The organism is Pseudomonas sp. GW821-FHT01E05, from assembly GCF_059422425.1.
Genome location: NZ_JBWKWW010000007.1, coordinates 137,187 through 151,621, shown reverse-complemented (window position 1 = coordinate 151,621; position 14,435 = coordinate 137,187). Strand labels below are relative to the sequence as shown.

Annotated in this window: 9 protein-coding genes, 1 tRNA gene and 2 pseudogenes; all 12 read left to right on the top strand. The window is 61.2% G+C overall.

What is annotated here, in order from left to right; translation table 11 throughout:
• The first annotated feature begins 60 nt into the window (after window positions 1-60).
• Window positions 61-837: a TorF family putative porin gene (locus AC07W5_RS17295; protein ID WP_495023918.1), complete on the top strand. Its 777-nt coding sequence runs from the start codon at window positions 61-63 to the stop codon at window positions 835-837.
• Between the two features lie 554 nt (window positions 838-1,391).
• The gene (gene fdnG, locus AC07W5_RS17290) at window positions 1,392-4,457 is read left to right on the top strand and encodes a formate dehydrogenase-N subunit alpha (RefSeq protein ID WP_495023917.1); all 3,066 of its coding nucleotides are present in this window, start codon (window positions 1,392-1,394) and stop codon (window positions 4,455-4,457) included.
• Window positions 4,458-5,408, top strand: coding sequence for a formate dehydrogenase subunit beta (fdxH, locus tag AC07W5_RS17285; protein WP_494992825.1), 951 nt, complete (start codon window positions 4,458-4,460; stop codon window positions 5,406-5,408).
• Complete coding sequence (locus AC07W5_RS17280) at window positions 5,405-6,058, top strand: formate dehydrogenase subunit gamma (protein WP_494992826.1); 654 nt, start codon at window positions 5,405-5,407, stop codon at window positions 6,056-6,058. Before fdxH ends, AC07W5_RS17280 begins: the two co-directional genes overlap by 4 nt.
• A 4-nt stretch (window positions 6,059-6,062) precedes the next feature.
• On the top strand, window positions 6,063-6,989 hold the full coding sequence (gene fdhE / locus AC07W5_RS17275; RefSeq protein WP_495023916.1) for a formate dehydrogenase accessory protein FdhE: 927 nt from the start codon (window positions 6,063-6,065) through the stop codon (window positions 6,987-6,989).
• Window positions 6,990-7,082: 93 nt separating this feature from the next.
• Complete coding sequence (selA, locus tag AC07W5_RS17270) at window positions 7,083-8,507, top strand: L-seryl-tRNA(Sec) selenium transferase (protein WP_495023915.1); 1,425 nt, start codon at window positions 7,083-7,085, stop codon at window positions 8,505-8,507.
• Entirely contained in the window at window positions 8,504-10,423 is a 1,920-nt protein-coding gene (gene selB, locus AC07W5_RS17265; RefSeq protein ID WP_495023914.1) for a selenocysteine-specific translation elongation factor, read from the top strand. Before selA ends, selB begins: the two co-directional genes overlap by 4 nt.
• 6 nt (window positions 10,424-10,429) lie before the next feature.
• Window positions 10,430-10,525 (top strand) — tRNA-Sec (locus AC07W5_RS17260).
• A 52-nt stretch (window positions 10,526-10,577) separates the two neighbouring features.
• A complete protein-coding gene (locus tag AC07W5_RS17255; protein ID WP_494992829.1) occupies window positions 10,578-10,916 on the top strand; it encodes a carboxymuconolactone decarboxylase family protein in 339 nt (112 codons plus the stop codon).
• Window positions 10,917-11,178: 262 nt separating this feature from the next.
• Window positions 11,179-12,093: pseudogene (gene ctlX / locus AC07W5_RS17250) on the top strand (citrulline utilization hydrolase CtlX); the annotation flags it as partial.
• 39 nt (window positions 12,094-12,132) lie between these two features.
• Entirely contained in the window at window positions 12,133-13,362 is a 1,230-nt protein-coding gene (locus AC07W5_RS17245) for an aspartate aminotransferase family protein (protein WP_495024016.1), read from the top strand.
• Window positions 13,344-14,390, top strand: a pseudogene (locus tag AC07W5_RS17240) (HAMP domain-containing protein); the annotation flags it as partial. The gene AC07W5_RS17245 and the pseudogene AC07W5_RS17240, both read left to right, overlap by 19 nt.
• Between the last annotated feature and the right edge of the window lie 45 nt (window positions 14,391-14,435).

The following is a 14,435-nucleotide window of genomic DNA, read 5'->3' as shown; positions in this document are numbered from 1 at the left end:
GGCGTTGGGCGCTGCCTTGCCCAAAATCACCCGCGCACTCATAAAAATAAGAGAATCCATATGAACGCATTGTCTGTCTTCGTGCTTGCCGGCCTTGCGCTGTCGCCACTGATCGGCGCTCAGGCGCTGGAACTCAACGACAACTTCGTCCTCACCATTACTCCCACCCTGGTCAGTGATTATCGCGCTAGCGGCATCTCGCAAACCCTCGGCGACCCTGCGGCGCAACTGGCGATCACCCTCAACCACTCCAGCGGCTTGTATGCCGGTATCTGGACCTCGAATGTCGACTTTGGCGATGACTCCAGTACGCGTCAGGAGCTCGAATACTATGGCGGCTATTTCTGGCAATTTGCCGACAACATCAGCCTCGACACCTTCTACACAAAGTACGAGTACCCGCGTGCAAGCCAGTACAACCAGAGCGACATCCAGTCCACCCTTGATGTTTATGGCGTCTTGCTCGGTGGCAAATACGTCAACAATATGAAAGGCCCTGACTACGTGGATGAAGATGGCAATTTCCAGAAGGGCAAAAAAGACGAAGACGTTTCTTCGGTGTTTATCGGCTACCACAACGTGCTGCCCGCGGAAATCGGCCTGCAAGCGCGCTTTGAGTACGTTGACTACAAGGACGACGTATTCTTCAGCGCCAATGGCAACAGCCGGCCCGACTACCACGATTGGGAAATCAAACTGAGTCGTGACTTTGTCGGCATTACCTGGGGCGTGAGTTACATCGATACTGATCTTTCGAAAAGCGAATGCCTGAGCTTTACCGGTTACGACGACTTGTGCGGCGCAACCCTGGTGGCCAGCGTCGGCAAGACGTTCTGAAGCCCTGTGGAGTGGGGCGGCTGAACGCCTCATGACCAAGCCTGAAATGGGAGTGCCCGTTGGAGGGAGTCGCTCTGACGCCTCCCGATAGATTCAGGTCTTCATGGGTGATTCGCAATGGCGGTAACCAGATCTTTGACCCCCATGGATCACGTGCCAAAGAATGAAACCGGCGGGAGCACCGCCATCTGGAAGCATTAGTTTCCAGGTCTGGGAGTCTTTAGTTCGGAGAACTCAAGAGATCAACTGCATGGAATGCAGGGACACTATGATCTTCAGCCTGTGGGGCATGTCGATCATTCATATCATTTAAAAGCCTCGCATAAACACCATTACCGGTGTCCTGGATTACTTGACCAGATCATGCTTGTTCCCTTGCGCTGTTCACAAGATGTGTTCATGAACGCTGAGCACACCACCGACGATCAGGTTTCAATACATTCCTTGCAATCTTGACTAAAGTTTCAAGTGTCGGCGGCTGTAAAACCGTCGCCGTGATCGTCCAAGAGATCCCGGCCATGTACCGGGTAACTCCACCTGATCAGGAGTGCACGATGGACCTCAACCGTCGTCAGTTCTTCAAGGTCGCCGCCATCGGCCTAGGAGGCTCGAGCCTGGCCGCGCTGGGCATGGCCCCGGCACCCGCCTTCGCCGAGCAAGTGCGCCACTTCAAACTGGCCCATACCCATGAAACCCGCAACACCTGCCCCTACTGCTCAGTGGGTTGCGGCTTGATCATGTACAGCCAGGGCGATACGGCCAAGAACGTCGCCCAGAGCATCATCCACATCGAAGGCGACGCCGACCACCCGGTTAACCGCGGCACCCTGTGCCCCAAAGGCGCGGGCCTGCTGGACTTCATCCATAGCCCCAGCCGCCTGCAATACCCGCAGGTGCGCAAGCCGGGCAGCAACGAGTGGACACGGGTGTCCTGGGATGACGCACTGGATCGCATCGCCGATCTGATGAAGGCCGACCGTGACGCCAACTTCATCGAGAAGAACGCCAAGGGCCAGACGGTCAATCGTTGGCTGACGGTGGGTTTTCTCGCTGCCTCCGCGTCCTCCAACGAGGCCGGTTACATGACCCACAAGGTCGTTCGCAGTCTGGGCATGCTGGGGTTCGATAACCAGGCACGTGTCTGACATGGCCCGACGGTGGCAAGTCTTGCCCCAACGTATGGCCGTGGCGCGATGACCAATCACTGGACTGATATCGCCAACGCGAATCTGGTCCTGGTCATGGGCGGTAATGCCGCCGAAGCCCACCCTTGTGGCTTTAAATGGGTGACCGAAGCCAAAGCGCACAACCAGGCGCGACTGATCGTGATCGACCCACGCTTCACCCGTACCGCCTCGGTGGCCGACTATTACGCACCGATTCGCACCGGTACCGACATCGCCTTCATGGGCGGTCTGATCAACTATTTGCTCACTGAAAACAAAATCCAGCACGAGTACGTGCACGCCTATACGGACGTGTCGTTCATCGTCAAGGAAGGCTTTGGTTTCGAGGACGGGCTGTTTACCGGCTACGATGCGACCAAGCGCACTTACAGCGACAAGTCGAGCTGGGGCTATGAAATCGGCGAGGACGGTTTTGCCAAAGTCGATCCGTCCCTGCTGCACCCGCGCTGCGTCTACCAGCTGATGAAGCAGCACTACAGCCGCTACACCCTGGAACTGACCAGTCAGATCTGCGGCATGCCGCAAGATGCGATGAAAAAAATCTGGGAAGAGATCGCCACCTGCTCGCAACCGGGCAAGACCATGACGATCCTCTATGCCCTGGGCTGGACCCAGCATTCGACCGGCTCGCAGATGATCCGCAGCGCGGCCATGGTGCAGCTGCTGCTGGGCAATGTCGGCATGCCGGGCGGGGGCGTCAACGCCCTGCGCGGGCACTCCAACATCCAGGGCCTGACCGACCTCGGGTTGCTGTCGAACCTGCTGCCCGGTTACCTGACACTGCCGGGCGATGCCGAACAGGACTACGACACCTACATTACCAAGCGTGCGCTCAAGCCGTTGCGGCCCGGGCAGTTGTCCTACTGGCAGAACTACGGCAAGTTCCACGTCAGCCTGATGAAAGCCTGGTACGGGGCCAACGCCACCGCCGACAACCACTGGGGCTACGACTGGCTGCCCAAGCTCGACATTCCCGGCTACGACATATTGAAAGTGTTCGACATGATGGGCAAAGGGCAGGTCAACGGCTACGTCTGCCAGGGCTTCAATCCCATCGCCGCCTTGCCCGACAAGAACCGTGTGATGGTCGCGCTGGCCAAACTCAAGTGGCTGGTGGTGATGGACCCGCTGACCACCGAAACCTCGGAATTCTGGCGCAATGTCGGGCCTTACAACGATGTCGAAACAGCCAGCATTCAGACCGAAGTCATCCGCCTGCCGACCACCTGCTTCGCCGAAGAGGACGGCTCGCTGGTCAACAGCGGTCGCTGGCTGCAATGGCACTGGAAGGGTGCCGAGGGCCCGGGACAGTCACGCACCGACGTAAAAATCATGAGCGACCTGTTCATACGTCTGCGTCAGCGTTACCAGGCCAACGGCGGTGCCTTCGCCGAGCCGATACTCAAGCTCAGTTGGCCCTACAAGGTGCCCGACTCGCCGACGCCCGAGGAGATTGCCAAGGAGTTCAACGGCTACGCCATTGCCGACGTCACCGACGCCACGGGGACGACGGTCAAGGCCGGGCAGCAGCTGTCCGGTTTCGCCCAGCTCAAGGACGACGGCAGCACAGCGTCCGGCTGCTGGATCTTCTGCGGCAGCTGGACCGAGCAGGGCAACCAGATGGCCCGCCGCGATAACAGCGATCCCTACGGTATGAAGCAGAACCTGGGTTGGGCCTGGGCCTGGCCGATGAACCGGCGCATTCTCTACAACCGTGCCTCGGCTGACCTGCAGGGCAAGCCCTGGGATCCGAAGAAGCGCCTGGTGTGGTGGAACGGCAAGGTCTGGAGCGGCACCGACGTGCCCGACTACAAGGCCGACGTGGCGCCGGAAGCGGGGATGAACCCCTTCATCATGAATCCCGAAGGGGTGGCGCGGTTCTTTGCCGTCGACAAGATGAACGAAGGGCCGTTCCCGGAGCATTACGAACCGTTCGAGACGCCCATTGGCATCAACCCGCTGCACCCCAACAACAAAAAGGCGACCAGCAACCCGGCCGGGCGCATCTTCGATTCCGTCTGGGAGTCGCTCGGGACGGCGAAGGACTTCCCCTATGCCGCCACGAGCTACCGGCTGACCGAGCACTTCCACTTCTGGACCAAGCATTGCCCGATCAATGCCGTGACCCAGCCCGAGCAATTCGTCGAGATCGGCGAAGTGCTGGCCAAGGAGAAGGGCATTGCCGCCGGCGACCGGGTGCGGGTCAGTTCCAAACGCGGGCATATCGAGGCAGTGGCGGTGGTGACCAAGCGGATCCGTCCGCTGCAGGTCAACAACCAGACCGTGCACCAGATCGGCATTCCATTGCACTGGGGTTTCACCGGAGCGACCCGGCATGGCTATCTGACCAACACCCTGGTGCCGTTCCTCGGTGACGGCAATACCCAGACCCCGGAATCCAAGTCATTCCTGGTCAACCTGGAGAAAATATAAATGGCCAGTCAAGACATCATTGCCCGTTCGGCTACCACCACCGCGCCGCCCTCGGTGCGACAGCAGGAGGAAGTGGCCAAGCTGATCGATACCACCAAGTGCATCGGTTGCAAGGCTTGCCAGGTCGCCTGTTCGGAATGGAATGAATTGCGCCACGAGGTCGGCCACACCCACGGGACTTACGACAATCCCCAGGACCTGGCCGCCGAGACCTGGACACTGATGCGCTTCACTGAGTACGAAAACCCTCAGGGCAATCTGGAATGGTTGATTCGCAAGGACGGCTGCATGCACTGCGCCGAACCTGGCTGCCTGGCGGCTTGCCCCAGCCCGGGGGCGATCATCAAGCACGCCAACGGCATTGTCGACTTCGACCAGGACCATTGCATTGGCTGCGGCTATTGCATCACCGGCTGTCCGTTCGACATTCCGCGTATTTCGCAGAAGGACCACAAGGCCTACAAGTGCACGCTGTGCTCGGACCGGGTGGCGGTCGGTCTGGAGCCAGCCTGCGTCAAGACCTGCCCGACCGGCGCCATCGTGTTCGGCAGCAAGGAGGACATGAAAGAGCATGCCGCCGAGCGCATCGTTGATCTCAAGTCACGGGGCTTCGACAACGCGGGTCTGTACGATCCGGCGGGAGTGGGTGGCACCCACGTGATGTACGTGCTGCACCACGCCGACCAGCCATCGCTGTACGCCGGCCTGCCGAATCAGCCGGTCATCAGCCCGTTGGTAGGACTGTGGAAGGGCGTGAGCAAGCCATTGGCGTTACTGGCCATGGGGGCCGCGGTGCTGGCCGGATTCTTCCATTACGTACGCATCGGCCCGCAGCGGGTCGAGGAAGACGAGCACCCGGCCGGCAAGGACGACAGCGTGCACGAGGTCGACCCGGCCGTGCATGTCTATGACCCGAACAAACCTGGACCGCAGGACGGCAGACGACCATGAAAGACAAAACGATCCTGCGCTATAACGCCAACGAACGCACCAACCACTGGCTGGTGGCGATACTGTTCGTCATGGCGGCTCTGTCGGGGTTGGCACTGTTCCATCCAGCGCTGTTCTGGCTCAGCCAACTGTTCGGTGGGGGCCCCTGGACGCGAATCCTGCACCCGTTCATGGGCGTGCTGATGTTCGTGTTTTTTCTGGGGCTGGTGATTCGCTTCTGGCGGGCTAATATTTTTATCGCCAACGACCGCCTGTGGCTCAAACGGATTGACCGGGTGATGCGTAACGAAGAGCAGGGCGTACCGCCGATTGGCAAATACAATCCCGGTCAGAAGCTACTGTTCTGGGTCCTGCTGGCCTGCATGTTGGTGCTACTGTTTAGCGGGCTGGTGATCTGGCGGGCCTATTTCAGCCAGTACTTCGGTATCACCTCCATTCGCCTGGCAGCCCTGCTGCATGCCCTGGCGGCGTTCGTGCTGGTGTTGAGCATCATCGTGCATATTTACGCCGCCATCTGGATCAAAGGCTCGGTCAGCGCGATGGTGCATGGCTGGGTCAGCCGCGCCTGGGCGAAGAAACACCATGAGCTCTGGTACCGTGAGGTGACCCGCGACGAGACGCCGGACAGCCAGATAACCAAAAAGGGATGACACCTTGAGCCTGATACTGGAGCCCGGACAGATCGAAGCCTCGGCGAGCACGCCGCCGTTCCTGCGCCTGCCACCGCACAACCTGTTCACTTTGCGTGCTGTGCGCCTGGAACAATTGGCCAACGGGCATCCACTGGCCGACTACCTGCGGTTGGTCGCCGGTCTGTGCCACCTCCAGCAGAGCCTGTTGGACGAGCCACCGGTGTCGACGGCACTGGATCCTGAACGCCTGATGGTGTGCCAGCAACATGGCATGCCGCCGCTGGCCGCCGACAGTCTGGTGCGCGAGGACGGCTGGCTGGCGTACCTGGATACCTTGCTGCGGCGTTATCAGGCACCGCCGCGGCCCACGGTGCAACAGGCCGTGGCGACCTTGCGCAGCGCCAGCGTCTCGCAACGCAAGGTCTGGGCGATTGCCTTGCTCAGCGGCCAATATGCAGGGCTGCCGGCGGCGCTGGTACCGTTTCTCGGCGCTGCCTTGCAGGCGGCCTGGAGCCACTGGCTGCTAAGCATGCAGGCTGGCGAGCTGAAGCCTTGCGCCAGCCTGGGCCAATGCCCGGCCTGCGGCTCGCCGGCCATGGCCGGGGTGATCCACCAACGGGGCAAGTACAACGGGCTGCGCTACCTGGTGTGTTCGCTGTGCGCCTGCGAATGGCATGTGGTGCGGGTCAAGTGCGTTTACTGCGAACAGAGCAAGGGGCTCAAATACGTCAGCCTCGGTGATGACCGCCACACGGCCAGCCAGGCGCCACTGCGGGCTGAAATCTGTCCCGGCTGCAACAGCTACCTGAAACTGCTCTACCTGGAAAATGACGCCGACGCCGAAGCCCTCTCGGCGGACCTGAGCAGTCTGGCGCTGGACATGCGCCTGGACCTGGAAGGTTACCAACGCCTGGCGCCGAACCTGATGCTGGCGCCTGGCGGCGATTGATCACAGCCACCATTTGACTCAACGTTAGCGCTTGCCTTACGAGGAGCAAGACGGCATCTACACTCAAGGCCTGTACAGACTGTGGGAATTGCTATGTTGTCTGCCAAGCCCCCATTGCATCTGCCCTCCATCGACAGCCTGCTGCGCAGCCCTGCCTGCCAGCCACTGGCCGAACGTTATGGCCGCGACGCCTTGCTCGCCACTCTGCGGCAATTGCTCGATGACGTGCGTGAACCGGTCCGGCTTGGCCAACTCGACGCCGTTGAATTCACCGACCAGGTATTAGTGGGCAGGGCAGGCGAGCGCCTGGCAACCCAACACAGCAGCCGGGTGCGGCGGGTGTTCAACCTCACCGGCACGGTGCTGCACACCAACCTGGGGCGGGCGCTATTGCCGCAGGAAGCCATCGAGGCGGTGCAACTGGCTGCCCGCTATCCGCTCAATCTGGAGTTGGACCTGCAAAGCGGCAAGCGCGGCGACCGCGACGACTTGATCGAAAATCTGCTCCGCGAGCTGACCGGCGCCGAGGCGGTGACGGTGGTCAACAACAACGCCGCTGCCGTGTTGCTGGCGCTCAACAGTCTGGGGGCGCGCAAAGAGGGCATCATCTCCCGCGGCGAACTGATCGAAATCGGCGGCGCATTTCGCATTCCCGACATCATGGCCCGGGCCGGGGTCAGGCTGCATGAAGTCGGCACCACCAACCGCACCCATGCCCACGACTACGAGGCCGCCATCGGCCCGCGCAGCGGTCTGTTGATGCGCGTGCACACCAGCAATTACAGCATCCAGGGCTTCACCGCCCAGGTGCCGACCGCCGAACTGGCACAACTGGCTCACCGGCATGGCCTGCCACTGCTCGAAGACCTGGGCAGCGGTAGCCTGCTGGACCTGACCCGCTGGGGCTTGCCCGCCGAACCCACGGTGCGACAAGCCCTGGCCGATGGGGCCGATATCGTCACCTTCAGCGGTGACAAGTTGTTGGGTGGTCCCCAGGCCGGGTTGATCGTAGGCCGCAAGGACCTGATCGCGCGGATCAAGAAAAACCCGCTCAAGCGTGCCTTGCGGGTCGACAAACTGACCCTGGCGGCCCTCGAAGCGGTGTTGGGTCTGTACCGCGACCCCGACCGGCTGGCCGAACGCTTGCCCAGCCTGCGCCTGCTGACCCGCCCGCAAGCCGATATCCTCGCCCAGGCCGAACGCCTGCGCCCGCTGTTGGCTCGCGTGCTGGGCGACGGCTGGGGGGTGGCCGCTCTGCCGGCGCTGGGCATGATCGGCAGCGGCAGCCAACCGCTGGCACGGTTGCCAAGCGCCGCCCTGTGCCTGCGCCCGCATGTGCCCAAACGGCTGCGCGGACATCAGCTGCATGGCCTGGAGGCGGCCTTGCGGGCCTTGCCCATTCCGGTGCTCGGCCGCATCGACGACGATGCCCTGTGGCTGGACCTGCGCCAACTGGACGACGAGGCGGCCTGGCTCGCCCAACTGGACCAGCTACAAGGGGAGGGCGAGGCAAAGTGATCGTCGGCACCGCAGGACACATCGACCACGGCAAGACCGCCTTGCTCAAGGCCCTGACCGGCCAGGCCGGCGACCGCCGCCGGGAAGAGCGCGAGCGCGGCATCACCATCGATCTGGGCTACCTATATGCCGCGCTGGAACCGGGGGCGAGCCTGATCGGCTTTATCGACGTACCCGGCCACGAGCGCTTCATCCACAACATGCTCGCTGGCGCCCAGGGCATTGACCTGGTGCTGCTGGTGGTGGCTGCCGATGACGGGGTGATGCCTCAGACCTGCGAGCATCTGGCGATTGTCGAGCTGTTGGGCATCCCCAAGGCGCTGGTGGCGATCAGCAAATGCGACCGGGTCGAGCCGGCCCGGGTGCAGGCGGTACAAGCCCAGGTTACGGCATTGCTGGCGCCCGGGCCTTATTGCGGCGCTCCGCAGTTCGTGGTGTCGAGCCTGACCGGGGAGGGCATCGAGGCCCTGCGTCAGGCGTTGCTGGCGGCCCAGCGCGAGGTCCGGCAGCGTAGCGCCTGCGGCGGTTTGCGCCTGGCCATCGACCGTGCCTTCAGCGTAGCCGGGGCCGGTATTGTGGTCACCGGCACCGCCCTCGCCGGGCAAGTGCGGGTGGGCGACACGCTGCTGCTGGGCCAGGCCGGCAAGCCTGTGCGGGTGCGTGGCTTGCATGCGCAGAACCAGGCCACCGTCCAGGCCTGGGCCGGGCAGCGAGTGGCGTTGAACCTGAGCGCCGAACGCCTGGCCCTGGAGCAGATCCACCGTGGCGACTGGTTGCTGGCCGAGTGGCTGTATGCACCCACTCAACGCCTGGACATCGAGATGCAGTTGCTGGGCAGCGAACCACGCGCCTTCGAACATTTCAGCCCGGTACACGTGCATCTGGGCACTCAGGACGTCACCGCCCGGGTCGCCTTGCTGGAGGGCACCCGCTTGGCACCGGGTGAGCGGATGTTCGCGCAACTGTTGGTGAACGCGCCGCTGCAGGCGGTGCATGGCGACCGCCTGGTCCTGCGCGACCAGAGTGCCCGGCGCACCCTCGGCGGCGGCCGCGTGCTCGACCCGTTCGCACCGGCCCGCCAGCGCCGCAGTCCGGCACGGTTGGCGCAGCTACAGGCCCTGGCCGCAACCGAGAGTCTGGAGCAGGTATTGCCTGCGCTGCTGGCCAACAGTGACACAGGGCTTGATCCTCAGCGCCTGGAGCGGCAGTTCAATCGCCTGCGCAGCACCTGGCAGTTGCCCGCGGATGTCTGCGTCATTGCCACGCGCCAAGGCCCGTTGTTGTTCAGTACTGTCCGTTGGCAGGCCCTGAAAGCTTCGCTGCTGGAGCAACTGGCGCGCTTTCATCAACTTGAACCGGACCAACTGGGACCGGACCGGGATCGCTTGCGCCGGTTCGCGGCCACGCCGCTGGACCGACCGACATTCATCAGTCTGCTCGACGAATTGCTGGCCAGCGGCGCCATTGCAGCCAGCGGGCCGTGGCTGCACTTACCCGAACACCAGGTGCGCCTGAGCGAAGAAGACGAGGCCATGTGGCAACGATTGCAGCCGCTGGTGGAACAGGCTGGCTTCGATCCACCCTGGGTACGCGACCTGGCCAGCGCCATCGGCCGTGACGAAGCGGCCGTACGCTTGCTGCTGCGCAAGATGGCGAGATCAGGGCAGGTGCACCAGGTCGTGCGTGACCTGTTTTACGCTGATGCTACGGTGCGCCGATTGGCGGCTATGCTCTTGAAACTGGCCGCCGATAACCCGGCGATTCAGGCAGCGGCGTTTCGCGATACCGCAGGTATCGGCCGCAAGCGCAGTATCCAGATTCTCGAGTTCTTCGACCGTATAGGCTTGACCCGACGGCTCGGCGACCAGCGCCACATTCGCCCGGACAATGCATTGGCGCAAAGAACCGAGGGCTGATTTCCAGGAAGGCAATCGCGCCCGGTGGCGCGGCCGGGCTTCAAACCCGGTTGGGGACGGCAGCCGTTCCCGGGCAGGTTCGACTCCCGCTGCCTTCCGCCATACTGATTCAATAAGGCAACCCCCGTCGCACCTCCAACGCGAGGAGATAAAGATGGAACGCAAGAGAGAGCACAACACCTACCAACGTCTCAAACAGCAGTACCCGGATTACTTTGGCGCTGTGCAGGCCTTGGGTGCCGCCGTGCGGCATGCCGGCCCGCTGGACGAGACGGTCGTCCAGTTGATCCAGCTCAGTGCCGCGGCGGCCATCCGCTCTGAGGGCGCAGTGCACAGTCATGTCAGGCGGGCACTGGAAGCCGGCGCTACGACTGAGCAGATCCATCACACACTGATCTCACTGACGAGCACGATCGGTTTCCCGACCGTCGTGGCGGCCATGAGCTGGGCGGACGATGTGATCGGGAGCGCAGGCAAGGCTGTCCCCGAGTAATACGAGCCAGGCGTGAACCCAAGACTCATTGATTGATGGTTTTGATTGAACATCGAGAAAGGGTCGTAGTGATTTAACCAGGAAATATCACTACGACCTCTTGAGCCGCCAGGTTCGGTACAGCCAATCAGCAAGAGCGGAATCGGCTGCCGAAGTGAAGCTTTCAGCATTCTGAGTCGAGGGCTCATTAGATAACAGCCAAGTCGGACGCTTGAGTGGAGGGAGAATAGCGGCACTCACTTCCCTTTCTTGAAAGGCTCCCATGCAAACGACTAATACAGTGTTGATGATTCGGCCTTCGCGGTTCTCCTTCAATGTTGATACCGCCGCGAACAATCGATTTCAGAAGTGCTCATTGCCGCACGATCAGGCGCAGGCTCAGGCCCTTGAGGAGTTTGACGGCTATGTAGCTGTATTGCGCGAGCAGGGCGTCGAAGTGCTGGTGGCCCAGGACAGTCTGTCCCCACATACGCCTGACTCGATTTTCCCTAACAACTGGTGGAGCAGTCATGCCGACGGCACGCTTGTGCTGTACCCCATGCAGGGACAGAACCGCCGGCTGGAGCGTGACAAGGGTGTTCTGCAAGCGTTGCTGCAGGACTATTCAATCGAACAGGTGCTCGATTTTACCGAGCTGGAGCAGCAGGAGCTGTTCCTGGAGGGCACCGGCAGCATGGTGCTCGATCGAGTTCAACGTATCTGTTACGCCGGTTATTCGACGCGTACCCATGTCGATGCACTGCGCAAGTTTGTCGAGAGCCTTGGGTACCATTTGTGTGCCTTTAGCGCCGTTGACCGTGAAGGGGTGGCGATCTATCACACCAACGTGATGATGAGCGTCGGCACTCGTCTTGCCGTGGTCTGCCTGGAGGCCGTCAGTGATCTTCAGGAGCGCGCCGGGCTTGAGGCTCAGCTGCGATCCAGTGGAAAGGAAATCCTGCCACTGACCTGGGATCAGCTCGAGTCGTTTGCGGGCAACATGCTGGAAGTTCACAACCGAAAGGGTGAGCCCATCCTGGTAATGTCGCGGACCGCCTGGTTCTCCCTGCATACCGAACAACGCCAACTTATCGAGCGACATGCCAAGCCATTGCCGGTGAACATCGATACGATCGAACTGATCGGTGGCGGTAGTGCTCGCTGCATGTTGGCCGAAGTGCATTTGCCAAAGCAAAACAAGCAGGAGGCCGTCGGTCGTGGAGATTTCGATCGTTTCATGGTTCCCAACTATGCACCTGCGCCGTTTATTCCGGTCCGCGGCAAAGGATCACGGGTCTGGGACCAGAGTGGTCGTGAGTTGATCGATTTCGCCGGCGGGATCGCCGTTAATGTGCTCGGCCATGCTCACCCGAAACTGGTCAGTGCCCTGACGGAGCAAGCGAACAAGCTCTGGCATATCTCCAACGTATTTACCAACGAGCCTGCGTTGCGCCTGGCGCGCAAGATGGTGGATGCGACCTTCGCCGACCGCGCGTTCTTCTGCAACTCGGGAGCCGAGGCGAATGAGGCGGCATTCAAGCTCGCACGACGGGTGGCCCATGACCGTTATGGCGAGGAAAAATATGAAATCATCGCCGCGTTGAACAGCTTCCATGGCAGAACCCTGTTTACCGTGTGTGTGGGCGGCCAGCCTAAATACTCCGACGGCTTCGGCCCGAAAATCGAAGGGATTAGCCATGTACCTTTCAATGATCTGGCTGCACTGCAGAGCGCGATCTCGGACAGAACCTGCGCGGTGGTCCTTGAGCCGATACAGGGTGAGGGCGGTGTGCTCCCGGCGGAACGTTCTTACCTGGAAGGTGCCCGCACGCTTTGCGATCAATTCAATGCATTGTTGATCTTTGACGAGGTGCAGACCGGGGTGGGGCGCACTGGAGAGCTGTTCGCTTACCAGCATTACGGCGTTGAACCCGACATCCTGACCAGTGCCAAGAGCCTGGGCGGCGGGTTCCCGATCGGCGCGATGCTGACTCGAGAAGGGCTGGCTCAACATCTGCTGCCGGGCACCCATGGCACCACCTACGGTGGTAACCCTCTGGGCTGTGCGGTGGCCGAGGCGGTGTTTGATCTGGTGAGCGAGCAGAGCCTGCTCGATGGCGTCAAACAACGCGCCGAACAGTTCAAGTCTCGCCTTGCCCAAATGGCCGAGCAATATGGCATGTTCAACGAAATTCGCGGGTTGGGGCTACTCATCGGCTGCGAGCTCAGCGGCGTCTGGCGCGGGCGAGCAAAGGAGGTACTGACCGCGGCGGCCGGGCAGGGGCTGATGTTGTTGCAGGCAGGTCCCGATGTGCTGCGCTTTGCCCCCAGTTTGATTGTGTCCCAGGCCGATACGGAGGAAGGGCTGGCCCGGTTCGAGAGCACGCTTGTGCTTCTGAGCGGAACTGCGAACCAGGTTGAAAGTGAACTATTACCCAGCAGGCTTGAGTGGATTACCCGCCCGTGAGCAATAACCTGAAGTTCAGCCACAAGATCCTGCTTGTCGTCTCGCTGATTGTCATCGCCGCTTTCGCGTTATTCACCGCCTACAACGACTACCTGCAACGCGGCGCGATCCGTAAAAACCTGGATAGTTATCTTCAGGAAATGGGCGGTGTCACCGCGAGCAACATTGCCAACTGGCTCAATGGCAGAGTGTTGTTGATGGAAAATCTTTCACAGTCGGTGGCGATAGATCCGACCGCGGAAAACATCACGCTGTTGCTCAAACAGCAGGCTCTTGCGTCGACATTTATCGCCACCTATGTGGGGGATAAAGACGGTAAATTCATGACTTATCCGGATGCCAGGATGCCGGATGGCTACGACCCTCGTGCTCGCCCCTGGTACAAGGATGCGCTCAAAAGCGGCGGCCCGACCGTCACCGAGCCTTACATCGACGCCACGACCGGTAACCTGGTCATCTCCGTCGTCGACGCGGTCAACAGGGCCGGACAAACCCTGGGTGTCGCTGGCGGTGATCTGGGCCTGCAGGCCATTGCCGACAGTATCAATGCCCTGGACTTCAATGGCATGGGCTATGCCTTCCTGGTCAGCGCCGATGGCAAGATTCTGGTCCACCCGAACAAAGCGCTGGTGATGAAGACACTCAAGGATGTCTATGCCCAGGATACCCCGCGCATCAGCAGCGATATCAGTGAAGTTCAAGCGGATGGCAAAAGCCGGATTGTCACGTTTGCACCGATCAAAGGCTTGCCCTCACTGAACTGGTATATCGGTTTGTCCGTGGACAAGGACAAGGCGTTCTCGATGCTCAGTGAGTTCCGTACTTCAGCGCTGGTCGCCACCCTCATCGCTGTGCTGATTATCATCGCTTTGCTCAGCATGCTGATTCGCATCCTGATGCGTCCGCTGCGGGTGATGACCCGGGCCATGCAGGATATTGCCGACGGTGAAGGCGATCTGACCAAGCGCCTGACCATCCAGTCCCAGGACGAGTTCGGCACCCTTGGTACGGCTTTCAATCGCTTTGTCGAGCGGGTTCATGCTTCGATCCGCGAGGTCTCCTCGGCCACCGAA

Bases quoted from the DNA above. Each gene is read 5' to 3' on its own strand.
- AC07W5_RS17295 (WP_495023918.1), top strand. From the start codon at position 61: ATGAACGCATTGTCTGTCTTCGTGCTTGCCGGCCTTGCGCTGTCGCCA.
- fdxH (WP_494992825.1), top strand. From the start codon at position 4,458: ATGGCCAGTCAAGACATCATTGCCCGTTCGGCTACCACCACCGCGCCG.
- AC07W5_RS17280 (WP_494992826.1), top strand. From the start codon at position 5,405: ATGAAAGACAAAACGATCCTGCGCTATAACGCCAACGAACGCACCAAC.
- selA (WP_495023915.1), top strand. From the start codon at position 7,083: ATGTTGTCTGCCAAGCCCCCATTGCATCTGCCCTCCATCGACAGCCTG.
- AC07W5_RS17255 (WP_494992829.1), top strand. From the start codon at position 10,578: ATGGAACGCAAGAGAGAGCACAACACCTACCAACGTCTCAAACAGCAG.
- AC07W5_RS17245 (WP_495024016.1), top strand. From the start codon at position 12,133: ATGGTTCCCAACTATGCACCTGCGCCGTTTATTCCGGTCCGCGGCAAA.